This window comes from Bacillus sp. DX4.1, from assembly GCF_030348195.1.
Lineage (GTDB): Bacteria > Bacillota > Bacilli > Bacillales > Bacillaceae_G > Bacillus_A.
Genome location: NZ_JAUCFT010000008.1, coordinates 3,374,934 through 3,398,763 on the forward strand (window position 1 = coordinate 3,374,934; position 23,830 = coordinate 3,398,763).

20 protein-coding genes are annotated in these 23,830 nt (G+C 38.5%); all 20 read right to left on the reverse strand.

Annotated features, from left to right (window positions below):
* Position 1: 1 nt before the first annotated feature.
* Entirely contained in the window at positions 2 to 313 is a 312-nt protein-coding gene (locus tag QUF99_RS20080) for a YlxQ family RNA-binding protein (protein WP_289372292.1), read from the reverse strand.
* On the reverse strand, positions 314 to 586 hold the full coding sequence (rnpM, locus tag QUF99_RS20085; protein WP_141497286.1) for an RNase P modulator RnpM: 273 nt from the start codon (positions 584 to 586) through the stop codon (positions 314 to 316).
* Positions 587 to 597: 11 nt separating this feature from the next.
* The gene (gene nusA, locus QUF99_RS20090) at positions 598 to 1,698 is read right to left on the reverse strand and encodes a transcription termination factor NusA (protein WP_289372294.1); all 1,101 of its coding nucleotides are present in this window, start codon (positions 1,696 to 1,698) and stop codon (positions 598 to 600) included.
* Positions 1,699 to 1,715: 17 nt separating this feature from the next.
* The gene (gene rimP, locus QUF99_RS20095; RefSeq protein WP_289372295.1) at positions 1,716 to 2,186 is read right to left on the reverse strand and encodes a ribosome maturation factor RimP; all 471 of its coding nucleotides are present in this window, start codon (positions 2,184 to 2,186) and stop codon (positions 1,716 to 1,718) included.
* A 337-nt stretch (positions 2,187 to 2,523) separates the two neighbouring features.
* The gene (locus tag QUF99_RS20100) at positions 2,524 to 6,825 is read right to left on the reverse strand and encodes a PolC-type DNA polymerase III (protein ID WP_289372296.1); all 4,302 of its coding nucleotides are present in this window, start codon (positions 6,823 to 6,825) and stop codon (positions 2,524 to 2,526) included.
* A gap of 125 nt (positions 6,826 to 6,950) precedes the next feature.
* Entirely contained in the window at positions 6,951 to 8,651 is a 1,701-nt protein-coding gene (locus QUF99_RS20105; RefSeq protein WP_289372297.1) for a proline--tRNA ligase, read from the reverse strand.
* A gap of 165 nt (positions 8,652 to 8,816) precedes the next feature.
* Positions 8,817 to 10,073: an RIP metalloprotease RseP gene (rseP, locus tag QUF99_RS20110; RefSeq protein WP_289372298.1), complete on the reverse strand. Its 1,257-nt coding sequence runs from the start codon at positions 10,071 to 10,073 to the stop codon at positions 8,817 to 8,819.
* 17 nt (positions 10,074 to 10,090) lie between these two features.
* A complete protein-coding gene (dxr, locus tag QUF99_RS20115) occupies positions 10,091 to 11,233 on the reverse strand; it encodes a 1-deoxy-D-xylulose-5-phosphate reductoisomerase (RefSeq protein WP_289372299.1) in 1,143 nt (380 codons plus the stop codon).
* Between the two features lie 20 nt (positions 11,234 to 11,253).
* Positions 11,254 to 12,045, reverse strand: coding sequence for a phosphatidate cytidylyltransferase (locus QUF99_RS20120; RefSeq protein WP_289372300.1), 792 nt, complete (start codon positions 12,043 to 12,045; stop codon positions 11,254 to 11,256).
* Between the two features lie 17 nt (positions 12,046 to 12,062).
* Entirely contained in the window at positions 12,063 to 12,839 is a 777-nt protein-coding gene (locus QUF99_RS20125) for an undecaprenyl pyrophosphate synthase (protein ID WP_289372301.1), read from the reverse strand.
* Between the two features lie 85 nt (positions 12,840 to 12,924).
* Entirely contained in the window at positions 12,925 to 13,482 is a 558-nt protein-coding gene (frr, locus tag QUF99_RS20130; RefSeq protein WP_286121525.1) for a ribosome recycling factor, read from the reverse strand.
* Between the two features lie 2 nt (positions 13,483 to 13,484).
* Positions 13,485 to 14,207: a UMP kinase gene (pyrH, locus tag QUF99_RS20135; protein WP_286121526.1), complete on the reverse strand. Its 723-nt coding sequence runs from the start codon at positions 14,205 to 14,207 to the stop codon at positions 13,485 to 13,487.
* A gap of 66 nt (positions 14,208 to 14,273) precedes the next feature.
* Positions 14,274 to 15,164: a translation elongation factor Ts gene (gene tsf, locus QUF99_RS20140; RefSeq protein ID WP_289372302.1), complete on the reverse strand. Its 891-nt coding sequence runs from the start codon at positions 15,162 to 15,164 to the stop codon at positions 14,274 to 14,276.
* Positions 15,165 to 15,244: 80 nt separating this feature from the next.
* Positions 15,245 to 15,946 (reverse strand): 30S ribosomal protein S2, encoded by a 702-nt coding sequence (rpsB, locus tag QUF99_RS20145; RefSeq protein WP_289372303.1) that lies wholly within the window; start codon positions 15,944 to 15,946, stop codon positions 15,245 to 15,247.
* A 531-nt stretch (positions 15,947 to 16,477) separates the two neighbouring features.
* Complete coding sequence (gene codY / locus QUF99_RS20150; RefSeq protein WP_286121529.1) at positions 16,478 to 17,257, reverse strand: GTP-sensing pleiotropic transcriptional regulator CodY; 780 nt, start codon at positions 17,255 to 17,257, stop codon at positions 16,478 to 16,480.
* 76 nt (positions 17,258 to 17,333) lie between these two features.
* Entirely contained in the window at positions 17,334 to 18,725 is a 1,392-nt protein-coding gene (hslU, locus tag QUF99_RS20155; RefSeq protein ID WP_289372304.1) for an ATP-dependent protease ATPase subunit HslU, read from the reverse strand.
* Between the two features lie 22 nt (positions 18,726 to 18,747).
* Positions 18,748 to 19,290 carry an ATP-dependent protease subunit HslV gene (gene hslV, locus QUF99_RS20160; protein ID WP_286121531.1) on the reverse strand — a complete coding sequence of 181 codons (543 nt, stop codon included), beginning with the start codon at positions 19,288 to 19,290 and terminating at the stop codon, positions 18,748 to 18,750.
* Between the two features lie 43 nt (positions 19,291 to 19,333).
* Positions 19,334 to 20,233 carry a tyrosine recombinase XerC gene (gene xerC, locus QUF99_RS20165; RefSeq protein ID WP_289372305.1) on the reverse strand — a complete coding sequence of 300 codons (900 nt, stop codon included), beginning with the start codon at positions 20,231 to 20,233 and terminating at the stop codon, positions 19,334 to 19,336.
* A 65-nt stretch (positions 20,234 to 20,298) separates the two neighbouring features.
* A complete protein-coding gene (gene trmFO / locus QUF99_RS20170) occupies positions 20,299 to 21,603 on the reverse strand; it encodes an FADH(2)-oxidizing methylenetetrahydrofolate--tRNA-(uracil(54)-C(5))-methyltransferase TrmFO (RefSeq protein ID WP_289372306.1) in 1,305 nt (434 codons plus the stop codon).
* 49 nt (positions 21,604 to 21,652) lie between these two features.
* A complete protein-coding gene (topA, locus tag QUF99_RS20175) occupies positions 21,653 to 23,731 on the reverse strand; it encodes a type I DNA topoisomerase (RefSeq protein WP_289372307.1) in 2,079 nt (692 codons plus the stop codon).
* Positions 23,732 to 23,830 lie beyond the last annotated feature (99 nt).

The window sequence follows — 23,830 nt, forward strand, 5'->3', positions numbered from 1 at the left end:
TTCACCCCCGGTAAGTTGTATCGAGCATGCTACGCAGCTTTTTCGCAAAGCCCTCATCTAACACGGCTACAACGACTCGCTCTTCTCTCCCAATCGCATGCCCTAATTGTTGTCGATTTTCGACTTTTTTCATTGGTACGTTGTAGTACGTTGTTTTATCAGTAATACGTTTTGTTGTGTTCGCTGACGCATCTTCAGAAAGCAATACGAGCTTTGCTTTCCCATTTCGTACTTCTTTTAAAACAAGTTCTTCACCCGAAATGATTTTTCGAGCACGGTTTGCTAGTCCTAAAAAAGATTTCCAATCGGACACTTACTTCGACTCCTTCTCAACAAGCTCAAGAAGCTCTTCATAAAGAGAACTGTCGACTTTCGCTTTTAGATGATGTTCCAAAACATTTTTCTTTTGAGCCTGTAGTATACATTCTTTGTCTTTTGACAAATATGCACCGCGTCCTGATTTTTTTCCAGTTACATCAATTGACACTTCGCCCTCTTTGGAACGAACAATGCGAACGAGCTCGCGTTTAGATTTCATTTCTTGTGTTGCAATACACTTTCGTAACGGAACTTTTCGATTGCTCACAATCATCACCTCTATTCGATTTCGTCTTCAGCTGAATCGAATGCGATCATGTTGTCTTCTTCTGTTACTATGCCTAGTTGCTTCGCATCAGACTCGCTTTTAATATCAATTTTCCAGCCCGTTAATTTCGCTGCAAGTCTTGCGTTTTGTCCACGCTTACCGATTGCTAATGAAAGTTGATGGTCTGGAACAACTACAGTCGTTGCTTTTTCCTCTTCATTCACAAGTACTTTTACAACTTGTGATGGACTTAAAGCATTTGCTACATATTCAACTGGATCATTTGACCAGCGAACAATATCAATTTTTTCACCTTTTAGTTCATCTACAATGCGTTGTACACGTTGTCCTTTTGGACCTACGCAAGAACCTACTGGATCAACATCAATATTCTCTGCATATACAGAAATTTTAGAACGATCGCCTGCTTCACGTGCTACAGAACGAATTTCTACCGTTCCATCATAAATTTCTGGCACTTCAATTTCAAATAAACGTTTTAAAAGGCCTGGATGTGTACGTGATACATAAATTTGTGGACCTTTTGTCGTTTTTTCTACTTTTGTAATAAAGACGCGGATGCGGTCATGTGGTTTATATTGTTCGTTTGGCATTTGCTCACTTACAGGTAGTAATGCTTCTACTTTCCCTAAGCTTACATATATAAAACGAGCATCTTGACGCTGCACAATACCAACCATAATGTCTTCTTCACGGTCGCTAAATTCTGAATAGATAACGCCGCGTTCCGCTTCACGTACACGTTGTGTTACAACTTGTTTTGCTGTTTGTGCTGCAATGCGTCCAAAATCTTTTGGCGTTACTTCAATTTCTAATACGTCGCCATCTTGATAGTTCGGATTAATCTGTCTTGCTTCCTCTACAGAGATTTCAAGACGTGGATCAAACACACTGTCTACAACATCCTTACGTGCTAAAACTTGAATTGTACCCACTTCAGGGTTAAAGCTAACACGCACGTTTTGTGCTTGGTTAAAATTGCGTTTATAAGCAGAGATTAAAGCTGCTTCAATCGCATCAATAATAATATCTTTGCTAATACCTTTTTCTGATTCTAATACGAGCAAAGCATCTAACAACTCCGTGCTCATGAAGATCCCCCTTCTAACTAAAACGTAACGGCAAGTCGCGATTTCGCAACTTTGTCCATTGGAATTTGAATTTCCTTTTTACGTGTTTTAATCGTTAATAATAGTGTAATTGTTATACCATCATATGACAGTAGCTTTCCTTCAAACATTTTTTCACCATCAATTGGCTCATATGTTTTAATTGCCACTTGTCTTCCTACCGCTTGCTGGAAGTCTTTTTCTTTCTTCAATGGGCGCTCTGCTCCAGGAGACGATACATCCAAAAAGTAAAGGTGAGGAATTGGATCCTCTTTATCTAAAGCTTCGCTTAAACGTTCGCTTACCGCACCACATTCTTCAATATCTATTCCTGTCTCAGAATCGATGAATATGCGTAGGAACCAGTCTTTTCCTTCTTTCACATACTCTACATCTACAAGTTCAAGATTTAATTCTTCAACAATCGGCTGTGCAAGTGCTTCAACAACTTCTGTGACTTTCTTATCCATAAACAGCCTCCTTTCTGCCGCCATGTACCATTCGAAAGAAAATATTCCGCTCCGTTTGTTCGATCGCGGTCTATCTTATTCTTTCTCGTTAGCTAACAAAAGCCCCTGCCGTTAAGCAGGGAATATCTGTCTTAGTATTACCAAATTTAAGAAGTAAAACTTGTAACAAATTATGTATATACGACAGAAATGTCTCACCTAATATGTATAGAAACATAGATAGTAACACGAAAGAGTGGGTTTCCCCACTCTTTTTTTTCAAAATATACATGACATGGTTATCTCGGTTAATAGTATAACATAGCAAATACCGTTTTGCAAAGAATTTTCCTGCCTACTAGAACAGTGATAACTGGTTTTGATCTGGTAAATCACCTAAACAACCTTGACTATCTAAATACTCTATGATTGTTTTAGAAATTTTACTACGCTGCTGTAAATCCTCTTTTGATAAGAACTCACCATTTTGACGCGCTGATACGATATTTAACGCAGCGTTTGTACCAAGACCAGGTATTGCATTAAATGGCGGAATCAATGTGTCCCCATCAATAATAAAGTCAGTTGCACTTGAACGATATAAATCAACCTTTTGGAATGAATAACCGCGTTCACACATTTCAAGTGTCATTTCTAACACTGTCAGTAAACTTTTCTCTTTTGGTGCAGCATCTAAACCTTTTTGCGCAATTTCATCAATTCTCGCGCGGGTCGATGCGGAACCTTTTACCATCGCATCTAAATCAAAGTCATCTGCACGAACTGTAAAATATGCCGCATAAAACAAGAGTGCAAAATGTACTTTGAAATAGGCAATACGCACAGCCATTAGTACATAAGCGGCCGCATGTGCCTTAGGGAACATATACTTAATCTTTTTACATGAATCGATATACCAACCAGGTACATTGTTCGTACGCATATCCGCTTCCCATTCTTCAGGTACACCTTTACCTTTACGCACTGATTCCATGATTTTAAACGCTAATGATGGATCTAATCCTTGATAGATTAAATACACCATAATATCATCACGACAACCGATAACTTCGCTCAGCGTACATGTACCGTTATAGATGAGCTCATTTGCATTACCAAGCCATACGTCCGTACCATGAGATAATCCAGAAATTTGGACAAGCTCTGAGAATGTCGTCGGTTTTGTTTCCTCTAACATTTGTCGTACGAATTTTGTACCAAACTCCGGTATACCGAGTGTACCCGTTTTACAATTAATTTGCTCTTCTGTAACCCCTAGAGACTCCGGTCCTGAGAAGATTTTCATCACTTCGGGGTCATCTGTTGGTATTGTTTTCGGATCAACTCCGCTTAAATCTTGGAGCATACGAATGACGGTCGGATCATCGTGTCCAAGTATATCAAGTTTTAACAAATTATCATGGATCGAGTGGAAATCAAAGTGTGTCGTTCTCCACTCCGCCCCTACTGAATCTGCTGGGAATTGAATTGGTGAAAAATCAAATATGTCCATGTAATCAGGTACAACGATAATACCACCTGGATGCTGCCCTGTTGTACGTTTTACCCCGGTACAACCAGCAACAAGCCGATCAACCTCAGCATTTCGAATTGTTAAGTTATGATCTGATGCATAACCTTTCACATAACCATAGGCTGTTTTCTCCGCAACTGTACCAATTGTTCCAGCACGGTATACATAATCCTCACCAAACAGTACTTTCGTATAGTTATGGGCACGTGGCTGATATTCCCCGGAGAAATTCAAATCTATATCCGGTACCTTATCTCCTTTAAATCCAAGGAACGTTTCGAACGGAATGTCATGTCCATCTTTTACATATGGCACATGGCAAGTTGGACAATCTTTATCAGGTAAATCAAAACCAGAACCTACAGATCCATCATTAAAGAACTCAGAATGCTTACATTTTGGACAAATATAATGCGGTGGCAATGGATTTACTTCCGTAATTTCCATCATCGTTGCAACGAATGATGAACCTACAGATCCACGTGAACCAACAAGATAGCCATCTACAAGTGATTTTTTCACGAGTTTATGTGAAATTAAATAAATAACGGCAAAACCATGTCCAATAATACTTTTTAATTCTTTTTCCAAACGGGCTTCTACAATTTCTGGTAATTCATCACCATAGATACTGCGTGCCATTTTATAACTCATATCCCGTGTTTCATCATCTGCACCTTCAATTTTCGGTGTGTATAGATCATCTTTTACGGGATGAACTTCTCCAATCATCGATGCAACCTTGTTCGTGTTTGTAACAACAATTTCTTTTGCTTTCTCTTCCCCTAAAAAGGAGAAGCACTCTAACATTTCATCTGTTGTTCGGAAATACACAGGCGGCAGAGAATGACGATTTAATGGGTTTGCCCCGCCTTGCGAACTCACTAAAATTTTACGATACATGGCATCTTCCGGATCAAGATAATGTACATTTCCTGTTGCAACTACAGGTTTATCTAACGTTTCACCTAATTTTACTAAGTTAGAAATGATCGCTTTTAGCTGTCCTTCATCTCGAACAAGCTCGAGCTCCACTAAATGTCGCAACACTACTGGCGGCATAACTTCAATATAATCATAAAACTGTGCAATTTCCTCTACTTCTTCTGGTGCCTTTTGCATCATCGCTTCAAACACTTCACCTTTATCGCAAGCTGTACCAACTAATATACCTTCACGATATTTCTTCAATAATGAGCGCGGAACGCGAGGCACACGGTAAAAGTAGTTTAAATGTGCAAATGAAACAAGTTTATATAAGTTTTTTAAACCTACATCGGATGTGGCAAGTAACGTCACATGACTTGGACGTCCGCGTTTATACGCATCACCTTGTCCCATACTATCATTTAATTGATCGTGATATTCAAATCCTCTTTCAATCGCATCTTTTAGCATTTTGACAAGTAAGTAACCCGTCGCTTCTGTATCATAAATCGCACGGTGATGCTGTGTTAATTCAATATCAAGTTTTTTACACATCGTATTTAGGCGATGATTCTTCATATCTGGAAATAGAAAACGAGCTAACTCCAATGTATCAATAACTGGATTTGTTGGTTTTTCTAATCCACTTTTCTTGAACCCAACATTTAAAAAGCCCATATCAAAGCTTGCATTATGTGCAACAAGCGTATGATCGCCCATCCACTGCTCAAACTTTTTAAATACTTCTTCTACTTCTGGTGCATCAGTTAACATATCATCTGTTATACCCGTTAACTCAATAATTGTTGCAGATAGCGGTTGATGCGGATTTGCAAAAGATTCAAATCGATCAATAATTTCGCCGTCTTTAATTTTTACAGCAGCTAATTCGATGACCGTATCATACACAGCCGATAATCCAGTCGTTTCTACGTCAAAGACAACGTATGTTTCATCTGCCAATAAACGATGTTCCTCATTATAAGCAATCGGTACACCATCATTTACAAGATTAGCTTCTACACCATAAATCACTTTTATTCCTGCCTTTTTCCCGGCTGAATATGCTTCTGGGAAGGACTGTGCAACCGCATGATCTGTAATTGCTATCGCTTCATGTCCCCATTTCCCTGCTTGAGCAACAAGTCTAGATACTGAAGTGACTGCATCCATTTGACTCATCGGTGTATGCAAGTGAAGCTCTACCCGTTTTTCTCCTTCATCGGCTTTATCTTTACGAGACGGGCCTGTAATTTCATTAATATCGTTGGCAATCATAACTAAGTCACGAACAAACGTATCGTTTTGTACCGATCCACGTGCCTTCACCCACATACCTTTTTTCAATGATTGTAGGAGCGGAATATCTTCTTTATCACGCGAAAACATTTTAATCATGATTGAATCGGTATAATCTGTTATTTTTAACGTTAATAACGTACGGCCGCTTCGAAGTTCTTTCGTTTCCACATGAAAGACATAACCTTGTACAGTTTTTCGTCTTTCTTCATCTTGAATTTCGCGAAGTGGTGTAATCTCCTCATCAGGCTTAATGAGATATCCAAGTACAATTGGCCCTTCATGTACTGTGTCACTCTCTTCCGCTTGTCGTTTTGCCATTTCTTCCATGGCTTGGATGACACGCTGACGGTCTTCTTGCTGTGTTTGTTCACGAAACTTTTGAACTTCCTCATCATTTTGTTTTACATTTGTTTCAAGCTGAAAGCGTGGGAACCCAAATGTTTCATATTGATCTCCAATTGGTTTCGTAAGATTTTTCTTCAATGTTGTAGCCTCTAAATCATTATTTACATTTAACGACAGCTTGACCCCATTCACATGTGGAAGCTGCTTTTTTAAATATGCAAACATAGGAGAAAATGTAATTCTATTTGTACAAAGTGGCCAATATGCTTGTACCTCTTCCTCCGTAAATTGTTTATTCTCTGATTCTAATGCAAAAGTTGTTTTTGCAATATGTGAAAACGACTGCCTGAGCTGCGTTTCTAACAATTCATATAGATCTGTTGGCAAAATGCGCGGCACTTGTAAATCAAAATGCCAACTTTTATTTATTTTATCAACAACCAATCTTTGAATACCACCGCCTTGCAAATATTGACTTACAAGGTTTTCCGGCATTTGCAACTGCTGCAATAAAATTTGAAACCGTTCTTGTTGTTCATTTGTTAACGACATAAGCAACCTCCTTCCATTCGCTATTATAAATTGAAACTTTCAGCAAGGAAAGATTTCTTCCTTCCATTTGATAACTTTTCACTTCACATAGCAAGAGAAGGTACCTCACAATGAGGTACCTCGTCTTATTTTAAAATATTTGCAATGTATGTGTGAAGTTCTTCAACTTTTACTTCAGCAGATTCATTTGTAGCACGTACTTTTACTTCAACGATACCTTCATCGACTTTTTTACCAACCGTTACTCGAACTGGAAGACCGAATAGATCAGCATCAGCAAATTTTACACCTGCACGCTCTGCACGATCATCTAATAATACTTCATAACCTTGCTCTTGTAATGAACTGTAGATGTTTTCGCCTACTTCACGTTGTGCATCAGATTTCATATTTACTGGAATCACATGCACATGGTACGGTGCAACAGCTACTGGCCAAGTCAAACCGTTTTCATCATTAAATTGTTCGGCAATCGCTGCTACTGTACGAGATACCCCAATACCGTAGCATCCCATGATAAGTGGCTTAGCTTTTCCGTTTTCATCTAAAAACGTTGCATTCATTGCTTCACTATAACGTGTACCTAGTTTAAATACATGTCCAACTTCAATGCCACGTGCAAAGCGGATTATTCCATTTCCATCTGGAGATTGATCTCCTTCTTGGATGAATCGTAAATCTGTATATTGACTTACTTTAAAGTCACGCTCTGGATTTACATTCACATAATGGAAACCTTCTTCATTTGCACCACAGCAACCATTCACAATTGCTTGTACAGCATAGTCAGCAATTACTTCTACATCTCCTGCTACACCAATCGGTCCTAAAGAACCAATTTCACATTGTAACAACTCTTTTACATCCTCATGAGAAGCAAGTTCTACAACTGAAGCACCGTATACGTTCTTCACTTTTACATCATTTACTTCATGATCTCCGCGAACAAGTACAACGACAAATTTCTCATCTACTTTAAAGACCATAGATTTAATGCAATTTGATGCTTCAATATTTAAGAATGCAGACACTTCTTCAATTGCTTTTTGATCTGGCGTTACTACTTTTTCAAGTGCCTTTTCCGCCTTATCACGTTTTTCATAGGAAGTGACAACAGGTGCCATTTCAATATTTGCAGCATAATCAGATGTATCAGAATACGCAATTGTATCTTCTCCAACATCGGATAATACCATAAATTCGTGTGTATCCTTTCCGCCCATTGCTCCAGAATCAGCAATAACTGCGCGGAAATTCAAACCACAACGAGCAAAAATATTCGAATATGCTTGATAAAGACGATTATATACTTCATCTAAACTTTCTTGCGTCGCATGGAAAGAATATGCATCCTTCATTAAAAACTCTCTTCCGCGTAGCAAGCCAAAACGAGGTCGTTGCTCATCACGGAATTTTGTTTGGATTTGATATAGTGTTAAAGGTAATTTTTTATAGGACTTAATTTCGTCACGTACAAGATCAGTAATTACCTCTTCATGCGTTGCTCCTAAAGCAAACTCACGATCATTGCGATCTTTCATACGCATTAATTCGGAACCGTAAGAATACCAGCGGCCCGACTCTTGCCATAATTCAGCCGCTTGAAGAGCTGGCATTAATAGTTCCACTGCTCCTGCTCGTTCCATTTCTTCTCGAACAATACGTTCTACTTTATGCAATACTTTCAAGCCAAGTGGGAGAAAGCTATAAATACCTGAAGCATTTTGACGCATAAATCCTGCACGGAGTAATAACTGATGACTTTTAATCTCAGCGTCAGCTGGCACTTCACGTAGTGTAGGACTAAATACCATACTTTGTTTCATCTATTAGCACCTCTTTATTCCGCTCTAAGGGGCAGTCCCTCCTCACCTTAAGATCCAGAGAAATCAAAGAAGTTAGGTGGGAGATAACTGCCCCAAAGAGTCCGATTGTTGAAAGCTTTCTATCAGTGGAAGATGAAGAAAACTCTCTTTGATAGAAGTTTCAATTTATAAGAAAAACTTCCGAATATCATTCCATGTAACAACTAACATAAGTAGCATTAATAAAGCAAAGCCAATAAAATGGACCATTCCTTCTTTTTGGCGATCAATCGGTTTCCCGCGCAGGGCTTCAATTAAGAAGAAGAAAAGGCGTCCTCCGTCAAGAGCTGGAACTGGCAATAAGTTAAATAAACCAAGGTTTATACTTAAAACAGCCGCTAAGCTAAGAACACGAATCGGCCCATACTCTACCACCTGATCTGTTAAATTATAAATACCTACTGGACCAGATAAATCATTAATCGAAAAATGTCCTGTTACCAATTGAATAAGGGAAACAAAAATCATTTTTGTCCATGTATATGTTTGTTCAAATCCAGATTTAATAGAACCAAAAATAGATTTCTCTACTGGAGAGTATACACCAATTCTACCAACTTCCTCCTTGCCCTCTTTATCAGCAGAAGGCGTTACTTTTACAGTAAATGGCTTATCGTCACGTTGTACTTTCATCGTAATTTCTTTATTTGCGTTTTCACGTACGATTGTTACAACATCTTGCCAAGTGTTTGTATCTTTACCATTAATCGTTTGAATCGTATCATCTTGCTTTAATCCTGCCTGCTCTGCAACACTATCTTTCATTACTTTCCCAATCATCGGCTTATCAATAGGAATCCCTTGTACCAATCCAATGATGACAAAGATAACAAATGCCAGTATAAAGTTCATAGCAGGACCCGCAAAAATTGTTAACGCTCGCTGTCCTAACGTTTTAGAACCAAACTGTCTTTTAAACGGAGCGATTTGTATTTCTTCCCCCGCTGAAACAATACGTGCTTTTTCATTCACACGAAATGTTTGTAAATCTTCCTCATACTCTTCGTATCCAGAAATGGTGAGATTATGTTCTAAGTCTGCTTGTTCCACTTCAATCACACGAACATTCGGATACTTTTCACGCTGATCTAAAACTAATTTCATAACCTCGTCGTTTTCATTTAAAACAAGTCCAACTTTTTTCCCTGGTTTTAATTCCACCGTTTCCGCATCTTCACCAGCCATTCTAACATAGCCTCCAAGCGGAAGTAGTCGAACTGTATAAACTGTTTCATTCTTTTCAAACGAAAATATTTTTGGTCCAAAACCAATTGCAAACTCGCGACATAAAATACCCGCTCGTTTTGCAAAGTATAGATGCCCTAGCTCATGGAAAAATACGAGTGCACCGAAAATTAATATAAAGGCAATCGCTGTATTCAATTCCATAACCACCTTTGCTAAATTTGTTCCATCACAAACCGTCTTGTGGCCGCATCGATTTCCTGAATTTCTTCTAAGCTCGGACGTGCAATGACATTGTGATGGTGCATTGCTTTTTCAATAAGGTCTTCTATTGTTAGGAAACCGATTTTCTTTTGTAAAAAAGCTTCTACAGCAGCTTCATTTGCCGCATTCATCACAGTTGGCATACTTCCTCCTGTTTTCCCTGCTTCATATGCAAAACGGAGACAACGGAAACGCTCTTGATTCATTTGCTCGAAGTGTAATGTTCCTATTTCCCATAGGTTTAACTGTTTTGTATTCTGAAGTGGTAAACGATCTGGAAATGTAAGTGCATATTGAATTGGTACACGCATATCAGGTGAACCAAGTTGTGCCATTACACTGCGATCTTTAAATTCAACCATAGAATGGATGATGCTCTCTTTATGTAAAACAACATCGATTTGCTCATAAGGAATACCGAAAAGCCAATGTGCTTCGATAACTTCCAATCCCTTATTCATCATTGTAGCAGAATCAATTGTAATTTTCGAACCCATTGACCAGTTTGGATGACAAAGTGCATCTTCTACTGTCACATGATGCAATTCATCTCTCGTCTTATCACGAAAGCTTCCACCGGATGCTGTCACAATTAGGCGAGAGATCCGCTTTTCATTTTCTCCATTCAAGCATTGAAAAATAGCCGAATGTTCGCTATCTACAGGAAGTAAGGACACGTTATGCTTTTGTGCAGCTTCCATTACTAAATGTCCAGCTGTTACTAACGTTTCTTTGTTCGCAATTGCAATTGTCTTTTTCGCTTCAATTGCGCGTAATGTCGGCAATAGTCCTACGCTTCCTACAACAGCATTTACAACAACCTCTGCCTCTGAATGAAGGGCTACTTCTAAAAGACCTTCTTCACCGTATACGACTTTCGTATTTCCAGAAACAGATTGCAACCGTACAACATCTTCCTCTCTTTGCACTGACACGAGACGAGGAGAAAATTCTTGAATAACTTGTATTGCATGGTCAATATTTTTCCCTACAGAAAAAGCAACGAGACGGAATTGGTCTGGGTGCGAGCGCAATACGTCCAATGTTTGCGTTCCAACCGATCCACTTGCACCTAATAAACTAATGTTTTTCATTACTCCAACCCCTCGTTCATTTATGAAATGAAATGTAAGAAATGTAAAATAGGTAATACGAACAACCAACTATCTGTTCGATCTAATATTCCGCCATGTCCAGGTAAGATTGTACCTGAATCTTTCACACCATAATGGCGCTTAAATGCGGATTGTACTAAGTCACCAATTTGTCCAAAAATTGAAATGGCTATCGTAACAACAATTAACATCCCAATGTTCCCATGAACTTGGAAAAACATGTTGTATACAAAAGCAACTACAATCCCACAAATAATACCGCCCAATGAGCCCTCTATCGTTTTATTCGGACTAATCTCTGGCCACAATTTTCTTTTTCCAATTGCTTTTCCAATGAAATATGCACCTGAATCCGTTGCCCAAATGACAAATAATGCATAAAACACATAATGAATCCCGGCGATTCTTGTTTCATTCAAATATAAGAATCCCATTGCAACATAAGTCGTTGCCATAAGCAAAAATGAAGCATTGTCAAAAGTAAATGTATTCTTCGAAAGGACAGTATATGATAAAAGTAACAAAACAATCACAAATGTGATTTCTAATTTATCTAATCCAATCCAATCAAACATTCCTAGTGCATTACTTGGAACTAAAATAATCCACAGTAATAATGCAGCTAAAACTGTCGGCACCGAAAGAAGTGTAAGCTTGTTCATACGAACTAATTCATATAGTCCAATTGAAGCAAGTGCATACACTAAAACTGTAAAAGGCACGCCACCGTAAAATACGATGGGAATGAATAGTGCGGCAGCAATCACTCCAGTAATAATTCTCTGTTTCACTACCAAGCCCTCTCTTTCTACACGCCCCCGAATCTGCGTCCTCTATGTTGAAAGTCTGTAATTGCATTTAGTAAATGTTCTTCCGTAAAATCCGGCCAATATACATCCGTAAACCAAAGTTCTGAATATGCAATTTGCCATAGCATGAAATTGCTAATACGAAGTTCCCCACTCGTACGAATAAGCAGGTCCGGATCAGGTAATGTTCTCGTCATTAGGTAAGAAGAAATCATTTCTTCATTTACTTCTGTCGAACGAATCTTCCCTTCTTCGTTATCCTTCATCATATTTTGCACAGCAGAAACAATTTCATCACGACTTCCATAGTTTAACGCAAAATTGAGAATTAATCCTGTGTTCTCTTTTGTATCTTCCATGGCTTTTTCCATTGCTCTGCGCGTATGCGTAGGAAGACGATCTTTTTGCCCAATTACTCGGACCTGTACATTTTCCTCAATTAACTCTGGTAAAAATGCACCTAGAAATTCTTCTGGAAGCTTCATTAAATAATCGACTTCTATTTTCGGTCTTTTCCAGTTCTCTGTAGAAAAGGCATAAAGGGTCAGTACTTTCACATCAAGTTTACTAGCAAACTTTGTAATTTTTTTTACAACTTGCATCCCTTCATGATGTCCTGCAATGCGAGGCATCGCTCTTCTTTTTGCCCATCTTCCATTACCATCCATAATAATAGCAATATGCTCTGGGATATGTCCCTTTTTTGCTTCTTCAATGAGATGATCAAACGATGTGATCTTTTTGCCCTTAAAAAAAGGAAGCTTTTTAAACATCATTCATACCCTCCAACAAGCAGACGTATGCCTAAAAGTGTAAAAAGACCCCCTTAAGAAGAGGGTCATATTTGCGAAGGAATCGCTATTACACTTCCATGATTTCTTTTTCTTTGTTTTTCGCGATTTCGTCAACTTTTGCAATATATTTATCTGTTTCTTTTTGGATATCTTCTGCATATCCTCTTAAGTCATCTTCTGTGATATCGCCAGATTTTTCAAGTTTTTTAAGATCATCATTTGCATCACGGCGTACGTTACGAACTGCTACTTTTGCTTCTTCAGCATATTTTTTAACAGTTTTCACAAGATCACGGCGGCGCTCTTCTGTTAATGCAGGGAACGCAATACGAATTACTGTTCCATCATTAGAAGGATTTAGACCTAAATCTGCTTTTAAAATCGCTTTTTCAATATCACCAAGAGAAGATTTATCATACGGTTGAATTACAAGTAAGCGTGCTTCCGGTACTGTAATGTTTGCTAATTGTACAACCGGAGTTGGCGCACCGTAGTAATCAACTTGTACTTTATCTAATACAGCTGCGCTTGCACGACCAGCACGAACTGTTGAAAGCTCACGTGAGTATGCTGAAACTGCTTTTTCCATTTTTTCATTTGTTGCTTTTAATACTTGTTGTCCCATTTTTATTTCCCCCTTACAATTGTTCCGATATTTTCGCCAAGAACGGCACGTTTAATATTTCCTTTTTCCATAACAGAGAATACAATTAATGGAATGTCATTGTCCATACATAAAGAAGAAGCAGTAGAGTCCATTACACCTAAACCTTCTTTTAATACATCTAAATATGTAAGTGACTCATATTTTGTTGCTGTTGGATCCACACTTGGATCTGCACTATAAACACCATCTACATTATTTTTCGCCATTAAAATAACATCAGCTTCGATTTCCGCTGCACGTAATGCCGCAGTCGTATCTGTAGAGAAGTAAGGGTTACCTGTACCCGCTGCAAAGATAACAACACGCTTCTTCTCTAAGTGACGAATTGCTTTACGACGAATGTAAGGCTCTGCCACTTGACGCATCTCAATAGAAGTTTGAACACGTGTTTGAATGCCGATATTCTCCAAGCTATCTTGAAGAGCTAACGAATTCATAACTGTCGCTAACATGCCCATGTAATCTGCTCCTGCACGATCCATGCCCATTTCGCTTCCAATTTTCCCGCGCCAAATGTTTCCGCCGCCAACAACAACTGCAACTTCAACATCTAATTCAGCGATTTCTTTCACTTGCTCTGCAACTGATTTAATAACAGATGGGTTAATGCCAAACCCTTTTTCACCAGCTAAAGCTTCACCGCTCAGCTTTAAAACGACACGATTATATTTCGGTTGACTCATAATGAACCTCCAATTGCTTACATCTTTATTTTAAAAAAGGGAACACAATGTGTTCCCTAGTCTTTATTAGTTGTTACCTTTTACTTGGTTCATTACTTCTTCAGCAAAGTTGTCTTCACGCTTCTCAATACCTTCACCAACAGCGTAGCGAACAAATCCGCGTACTGTGCCACCTTTAGACTCTACGAATTGACGAACTTTCAAGTCAGGGTTTTTAACGAAAGCTTGATCAAGTAAGCAAATCTCTTCGAAGAATTTACCTAGGCGACCTTCAACCATTTTTGCAACGATTTTTTCAGGCTTGCCTTCATTTAACGCTTGTTGCGTTAATACTTGACGCTCATGCTCAACCTCTTCAGCTGTTACAGCATCGCGGTCGATGTATTTAGGGTTAACAGCTGCAACGTGCATTGATACGTCTTTTGCTGCATTTTCTTCTGTAGTTCCTTCAAGAACTGTTAGTGCACCAATGCGGCCACCCATGTGTAGATAAGCACCAAATGCATCAGCATCAGTTTTTGATACGATTTCGAAACGACGAAGTGTAAGTTTTTCACCAATTTTAGCGATTGCTTCGTTGATGTGAGCTTCTACTGTTTTGCCTTCGCTTCCGATTGTTTGAGCCATAGCTTCTTCAATAGTTGCAGGCTTATTAGCTAATAAGTGAGCAGCTAATTCTTTTGTTAATGCTTGGAAACCTTCGTTTTTAGCAACAAAGTCAGTTTCAGAGTTAAGCTCTAAAATAACTGCTTCATTTCCATTTACTTCGATATAAGTTAAACCTTCAGCAGCAATGCGGTCTGCTTTGTTCGCAGCTTTCGCAATACCTTTTTCACGTAAGAAGTCAATTGCTTTCTCCATGTCGCCGTTAGTTTCTGTTAAAGCTTTTTTGCAGTCCATCATACCTGCGCCAGTTTTTTCGCGAAGTTCTTTTACCATTTGTGCAGTAATTGCCATACTTTTCATCCTCCTAAAATATGTATATACCTTAAAAAAGGTGATAAAAGGCCGAACCCCTTATCACCTTTCCAAATTTGTTACGCAGTAACAGTTTCTTCACCTTGTTTTGCTTCAAGGATCGCGTCTGCCATTTTAGATGTAAGAAGTTTTACAGCACGAATCGCATCATCGTTTGCTGGAATTACGTGATCGATTTCGTCTGGATCACAGTTCGTATCAACGATACCGATGATTGGAATGTGTAATTTGCGTGCTTCAGCAACTGCAATACGCTCTTTACGAGGGTCTACTACGAATAATGCACTTGGAAGACCTTTCATATCTTTAATACCGCCTAAGAATTTTTCAAGACGTTCTAACTCTTTTTTAAGTTGAACAACTTCTTTCTTAGGAAGTACTTCGAAAGTACCATCTTCTTGCATTCTTTCGATATCTTTAAGACGCTTGATACGTTTTTGGATTGTTTGGAAGTTTGTTAACGTTCCACCTAACCAACGTTGGTTAACGAAGTACATGCCAGCACGAGTTGCTTCTTCTTTAATAGCTTCTTGTGCTTGTTTTTTTGTACCAACGAATAAAATGTTACCGCCTTCTGCAGCGATGTTTCTCATTACGTTGAAAGCTTCTTCAACTTTTTTCACAGTTTTTTGTAAGTCGATGATGTAGATACCGTTACGCTCTGTGAAAATGTAACGTTTCATTTTTGGGTTCCAACGACGAGTTTGATGTCCGAAATGAACACCTGCTTCAAGCAATTGTTTCATAGAAATTACTGCCATGATTTTGTTCCTCCTAAATGGTTTCTGATATCCTCCGTTCACTTCATCTTTAAGTGAAACTACAAGCGTAGCACCAACACTTAAATCAGTAAACGTGTGTACTTTGTACTGACACCACTGATTACTATATCATAATGAAATATCACAATCAAGTTGAAAATACGAACATTGTAAAACTTTCTTTTTTTATTATGATTTTACACGTCCATTTCAAAAGTTCACTTTCAGTATTACCACTCTTTTTCTACTTTAAGCGTCCCTACTATTATAAAGTGAAACTTTAATCAGTGAGGCTTTTCTTCATCCCCCACTGATCATTTGCCCTCACCAACCGGGCCTTTACGGGCAGTTTATCCCCACCCTAACTTCTTTGCTTCTTGCAGAACTTTGAGGTGGGGGTATTACCGCCCACGAATAGCGGGATAAAGTGGGCCTTCTTTTAGCAGAGGGATTTATTACTTATTAGGAGACAATGAGTCTCTTATAGAATAAAAAAAGCTCTCCTCATACGAAGAGAGCTTTCCCTAACAATTAGTTAGTTTTTAATTTCGCAAGTTCTTGTAAAAACTTGTCGTTTAATACTTTAATATACGTTCCTTTCATACCTAAAGAACGCGATTCAATTACGCCCGCACTTTCTAATTTACGAAGTGCGTTTACGATTACAGAACGAGTAATACCTACACGATCAGCAATTTTACTTGCAACAAGTAAACCTTCTGTTCCGTTTAACTCTTCGAAGATGTGCTCGATTGCTTCTAACTCACTGTATGATAATGAGCTGATTGCCATTTGAACAACTGCTTTGCTACGAGCTTCCTCTTCGATTTCTTCTGCTTTTTCACGCAGAATTTCCATACCTACTACAGTAGAGCTATACTCAGCAAGAATTAAATCATCATCTAAAAACTCTTGCCCAAGACGAGCTAGCACTAATGTACCTAAACGCTCACCACCACCAACGATTGGTACGATTGTAGTTAAGCCTTGACCAAATAATTCCTTATTTTCGACAGGAAATGCTGTGTACTGACTTTCAACACCTAAGTTTGAAGATGTTTCTGTTACGTGGAATAAGCTTTGTGTATACTCTTCTGGGAATTGACGCTCTGCAAGCATTTGTTTCATACGTTCGTTTTCGATTTGTTGATGAATTGCATATCCTAATAATTTACCGCGACGGCTTACAACAAATACGTTTGCTTCAATTACTTCACACATTGTATCTGACATTTCTCTAAAGTTTACAGGTTTTCCTGCTGCGCTTTGTAATAACGCGTTTAATTTTCTCGTTTTTGCTAATAATTCCATTTCAAAAGTTCCTCCTACATGTTACTTACATATTTTTCATCACTTGGAAACTAGGGCGAGTCACCTGATGATACTATTACAAAATAAACTGGCTCACATCTTTATTTTTAGCAATTGTCGCTAATTTTTCCTCTACATATTGAGGTGTTATCGTTATCTTTTCTAACGTAATTTCAGATGCTTCAAATGATAAATCTTCAAGAAGTTTTTCCATAATCGTATGAAGTCTTCTTGCTCCAATGTTATCCGTATCTTGATTGACTTGAAAAGCAATCTCAGCAATCTTACGAATAGCTTCGTCTGAAAATTCAATTTCTATACCTTCAGTTTCTAATAATGCTATATACTGTTTCACTAAAGCGTTATCCGGTTCCACAAGTATTTTCACGAAGTCATCCACTGATAATTTCGTTAATTCAACTCGAATTGGAAATCTTCCTTGCAACTCCGGAATCAAATCAGAAGGTTTGGACATATGAAAAGCACCAGCTGCAATAAATAAAATATAGTCTGTTTTTACTGAGCCATATTTCGTTGCAACGTTTGAACCTTCTACAATCGGCAAAATGTCACGTTGTACACCTTCACGCGATACGTCCACGCTATTCGACTGCTTACCAGCAATTTTGTCAATTTCATCAATAAAAATAATCCCGAGCTGTTCAGCACGATAAACAGCCTCTTGTGTAACTTCATCCATATCAATTAAGCGCTGTGCTTCCTCATTTGTCAAGAGTTTTCTTGCTTCTTTCACAGAAAGTTTGCGTTTTTTTGTTTTTTTCGGCATAAAACTCCCTAATGCATCTTGGAAATTCATACCCATTTGTTCCATACCTGTTCCTTGAAGCATATCAAACATGGAAGACTGTTGCTCCGTAACTTCAATCGATACAATTTCCTCTTCAAGCAGACCAGAAGCAAGTTGTTTTTCGATATCTTGACGTTTTTTTTCAATTTCCATATCATCTTGCGTTTCAGTTGTCTGATTTGTATTTTGGTTTCCGCCAAATAACATCTCTAACGGATTTTTAAATCCAGATTGTTTTTGTGGACTTGGTACCAAAATTTCTACAAGTCGTTGATTTGCTTGTTCTTCAGCTTTATCTTTGACTTTGACCATCATCTCTTCTTTTACGATTCGAACTGACGTTTCTACAAGGTCACGCACCATAGACTCAACGTCACGACCCACATAGCCAACTTCTGTGAATTTTGTTGCTTCAACCTTAATAAAAGGTGCTCCAACGAGCTTTGCCATTCGTCGTGCTACCTCTGTCTTTCCAACCCCTGTCGGTCCGATCATTAAAATATTCTTCGGAGCGATTTCATCGCGCAAATTTTCGTCTAACTTACTGCGGCGATATCGATTTCTCAGTGCTACTGCAACCGCTTTTTTCGCATCTTTTTGACCAATAATATACTGATCCAACTTCTCTACAACTTGACGCGGGGTAAAATGTAAATGCATATGAAATGCCTCCCTTACGATTCTACAATTCTTCAACAATAATGTTGTTATTTGTATACACACAAATATCGCTAGCAATTTCTAAACTTGCTTTTGCAATCGCCTTTGCTGTTAAATATTCACTCGCATGTTGTTTTAAAGCACGACCGGCTGCAAGCGCATAATGCCCACCTGAACCAATTGCTAAAATACCATCATCCGGCTCAATCACTTCTCCTGTGCCCGATACGAGAAGTAACGTTGTTTGATCCATAACAATTAACATCGCTTCTAATTGGCGTAGCATTTTATCGCCTCGCCATTGTTTCGCCATCTCAACTGCAGCACGTTGTAAATTCCCGTTATACTCTTCTAATTTCCCTTCAAACATTTCAAAAAGAGTAAATGCATCCGCAACAGACCCAGCAAATCCAGCTAACACTTTTCCTTGAAATAGCTTTCGGACTTTACGTGCTGTATGCTTCATTACAACAGCGTTTCCAAACGTCACTTGCCCGTCACCAGCCATTGCACACTCTCCATTATGGTGAATCGCAAATATCGTTGTAGCATGGAAATTTCCCATAGAAAAAACTCCTTTATATGTTTTTATAGCTTTTAAAAGCAATTTATGCTCGTGGGTGATGCTTCATGTAAACAGAACGCAATCTTTCTTTTGAAACATGCGTATAAATTTGCGTCGTTGATAAATTTTCATGCCCTAACAACTCCTGTACAGTTCGTAAATCCGCCCCTTCATTTAACATATGTGTAGCAAAAGTATGTCTTAGCATATGTGGGCTGATTCGCATTGTAAGAGAAGCTTGCTTAATGAGTTCATTTAAAATATAACGGACACCTCGATCTGTTAACGGCGTACCCTTTGCATTTAAAAACACCATTTGAGAGTGTTCCTCTGTTTTTTTAGCTAACTTCTTTCTCCCGTTTTCTATATACGTAATTAAAGCATCTTGTGCATAACTTCCAAACGGAACGTATCGTTGCTTTTTGCCTTTCCCAGTCACTAAAATTGTCCCAACGGAAAAATCAATGTCAGTGAGTTGTAAACTTACACATTCACTTACACGGATCCCTGTTGCATACATAAGCTCCAGCAAAGCTTGATTTCTTTGTCCTAACGGCTCTTCTGTATCAGAAACTTCAAACAATTCTTCCAACTCTTCAACGTACAAAAACTTTGGAATTGACCATTCTTTTTTGGGGAGTGACGCAAGTGCAAACGGATTATCCTCTCGATATCCTTCACGCATCAAAAAGCGATATAAACTTCGTAAACTTGATACTTTTCTTGCGACAGATTTACGGGCTAACTGTTCATCATGCAAGGTTGTTAAGTATAAACGAACATCTATGTATGTAACGTCTAAAAAAGAGGATATGCCTTCTCGCTCCATAAATTGCACAAAATGTTCTACATCATTTTGATAACTTACAATTGTATATTTTGAATAATTTCTTTCAATTTGTAAATATCCGACGAATAATTGTAACAAATTGTTCACATCCATACATCTCACCTCAATAAAGGCTACTAAATCGTATCACAACTTAGTAACCTTTGCAAGAAATTTAACTAAATATTTACAAAATTTTGAATTGTTTCCAAAGCACGTGCTGCATACGCTTCATTGCGTTCTTGTTTCTTTTTAATTTTCTTTTCTAGTGGCATAAATAAACCGAAGTTCGCATTCATCGGCTGGAAGTTTTTAGGATTTGTTGCAGTGATATAATTTGCCATGCTTCCCATTGCAGTTACAGGAGGTAGAACAACAGGCTCTTCTCCTTTAACAAGGCGTGCTGCATTAATACCTGCTAATAGTCCTGAAGCAGCTGATTCTACGTACCCTTCTACACCCGTCATTTGACCAGCAAAGAATAAATCATCACGATTTTTATATTGGTATGTCGGGCGAAGTAACCTAGGTGAATTAATAAAAGTATTACGATGCATGACACCGTAGCGTACAATTTCTGCATTTTCTAATCCAGGAATCAATTGCAACACTTCTTTTTGCGGTCCCCACTTTAAGTGTGTTTGGAAACCGACAATATTGTAAAGCGTTCCCGCTGCATCATCTTGACGTAATTGAACAACCGCATACGGCGTTTTTCCTGTTTTCGGATCTTCTAATCCAACTGGTTTCATTGGTCCAAATACTAATGTTTGTCTACCGCGGTTTGCCATTACTTCAACCGGCATACACCCTTCAAAGAAAACTTCTTTTTCAAACTCTTTCAGCGGAACTGTTTCTGCAGCAATTAAAGCCTCGTAGAAACGATCAAATTCTTCTTCTGTCATCGGACAGTTCAGGTACGCCGCTTCCCCTTTATCATAACGGGATTTCAAGTACACCTTATTCATATCAATGCTGTCTTTCTCAACAATCGGTGCAGCAGCATCATAGAAATAAAAATAATCTTCACCCGTTAACTCTTTTAGTTGTGCAGAAAGCGATGGAGAAGTAAGCGGACCCGTTGCGATAACAGTCGGTCCTTCTGGAATTTCTGTAATTTCTTCATTCATTACCGTTACGTTCGGATGATTTTTTACATACTCTGTTACTTTTGCCGCAAATTCATGGCGATCCACCGCTAAAGCTCCCCCTGCTGGTACAGAGCATTCATCCGCTGCACGAATAATAACAGAATCCATAAGACGCATTTCTTCTTTAATTACACCAACAGCGTTTGTTAATGTATTTGCACGAAGCGAGTTACTACATACAAGTTCAGCAAACTTATCTGTATGATGTGCTGGTGTTTGCTTCACTGGTCGCATTTCATATAACCTTACTTGGACACCACGTTTTGCAATTTGATAAGCAGCTTCGCTTCCTGCAAGACCTGCTCCAATGACGTTTACTACTTGTGTTGTCATATATATCACCATTCCTTTTCTATCCCGAAAAAAATGTGAGCAGTTACGCTCACATTTGTTGTTCTTCTTCATAATCACAAGAAATACATTGTACTTGAACACCTTTTTTCAACTTCTTCTCTACGAGCATCCCTTCGCACTTTGGACATTTCCGACCAATCGGCTTATCCCAAGAAACAAAGTCACATTCTGGATACGTACCGCATCCATAAAAAAGACGTTTCTTTTTGTTGCTTCGACGTTCAATAATTTGTCCTTTATCACATTTCGGACACGTTACACCGATTTCTTTCACAATCGGTTTTGTATTGCGGCAATCTGGGAAATTAGAACAAGCCATAAACTTCCCGAATTTACCCATTTTAAAGACCATTGGATGACCGCACAATTCACAGTCTTCCCCAGCAGGTTCATCTTTAATTTCTACTTCACGCATTTCCTTCTCCGCTTTTTCCAAACGCGGCTCAAAACCTACGTAGAAATCATCGACAATTTTTACCCAATTCGCTTTTCCCTCTTCTACCTCATCAAGATTTTGCTCCATATTAGCAGTAAACTCAATGTTAATAATTTCTGGGAAGAACTCTAAAATAAGTTCAATTACAATTTGACCAAGCTCAGTAGGAACAAATCGTTTATTATCTAAACCAACATAACCTCGTTTTTGAATCGTTTCTAGTGTCGGTACATATGTAGACGGTCTACCGATTCCAAGCTCTTCTAACGTTCTAACTAAACGAGCCTCCGTATAACGTGGTGGCGGTTGTGTAAAATGCTGCTTCGGTTCCATATCTTTTGAAAATACCGTCTCTCCTATTTCTAAAGGAGGAAGCATTTTATCTTTCTCTTCCGCACCATCATCTTTTGATTCCACGTATACTTTCATAAAACCAGGAAATTTCACTACTGATCCACTTGCACGGAATTGAACATCATTATTAATGAGTCTAGCTGTAACAGTATCCATTATAGCAGATGCCATTTGACTTGCAACAAATCGCTCCCAGATCAACTTATACAAACGGTGCTGATCGCGACTTAAGTAACTTTTCAACTCATCTGGCTTTCTCATTACAGAAGTTGGACGAATCGCTTCATGCGCATCTTGCGCATTTGCCTTTTTCGTTTCCTTCCTTTTCTCTGTTCCTATGTAATCTGAACCAAATGCTTCGGTAATATAAGAACGTGCTTCTCCTTGAGCAGTCTCTGAAATACGTGTTGAGTCTGTTCTCATATACGTAATAAGACCTACAGTTCCTTGCTTTCCAATATCTATGCCTTCATACAGCTGCTGTGCAAGCATCATTGTTTTCTTTGCTCGCATATTTAATTTACGTGCAGCTTCTTGCTGTAAAGACGATGTTGTAAACGGCAGTGCAGGATTACGCTTTCGCTCTTTTTTTGTTACATTTTCAACTGAAAATGCATTGTCTTTCATCTTTTCAATGATGTCATTTACTTGCTCTTCATTTGTTAACTGAACCTTTTCCCCGTTTATACCGTAAAAAGATGCTTCAAATGTGTCTTTTCCTTTTACAAATTCCGTTTTGATTGTCCAGAATTCTTCAGGGATAAATGCTTGAATTTCTTTTTCACGATCGATAATTAAGCGAACCGCTACAGATTGTACGCGTCCTGCACTTAATCCTTTTTTAACTTTCTTCCATAATAAAGGACTAATATTATAACCAACAAGACGATCAAGTATACGTCTTGCTTGTTGTGCATCTACTAAATCCATATTAATTGCACGAGGGTGTTTAAATGACTCTTTAATTGCATCTTTTGTAATTTCGTTAAATACAACACGGCAATCTGACTCGACATCTACATTTAGCGTATTCGCTAAATGCCAAGCAATCGCTTCTCCTTCGCGATCTGGATCGGCTGCGAGATAGACTTTCTTTGCTTTTTTTGCTGCCGTTTTTAAATCTTTTAAGACAGGACCTTTACCGCGAATGGTAATATACTTCGGGGTGAAGTTGTTTTTCACTTCGATCCCCATTTGGCTTTTAGGTAAATCGCGAACATGTCCCATAGACGCGACGACTTTGTATTTTTTCCCTAAATATTTCTCAATGGTTTTCGCCTTAGAAGGCGACTCCACGATTACGAGGTAATCTGACATGCTAGTGCCTCCTTAAGAGGTGGATTCAAGTCTTCATTAATCTTAGTGATTTCTCTTGTTTTTGTCAATCAAGAATGAGTATACCATACAGCGTTAATC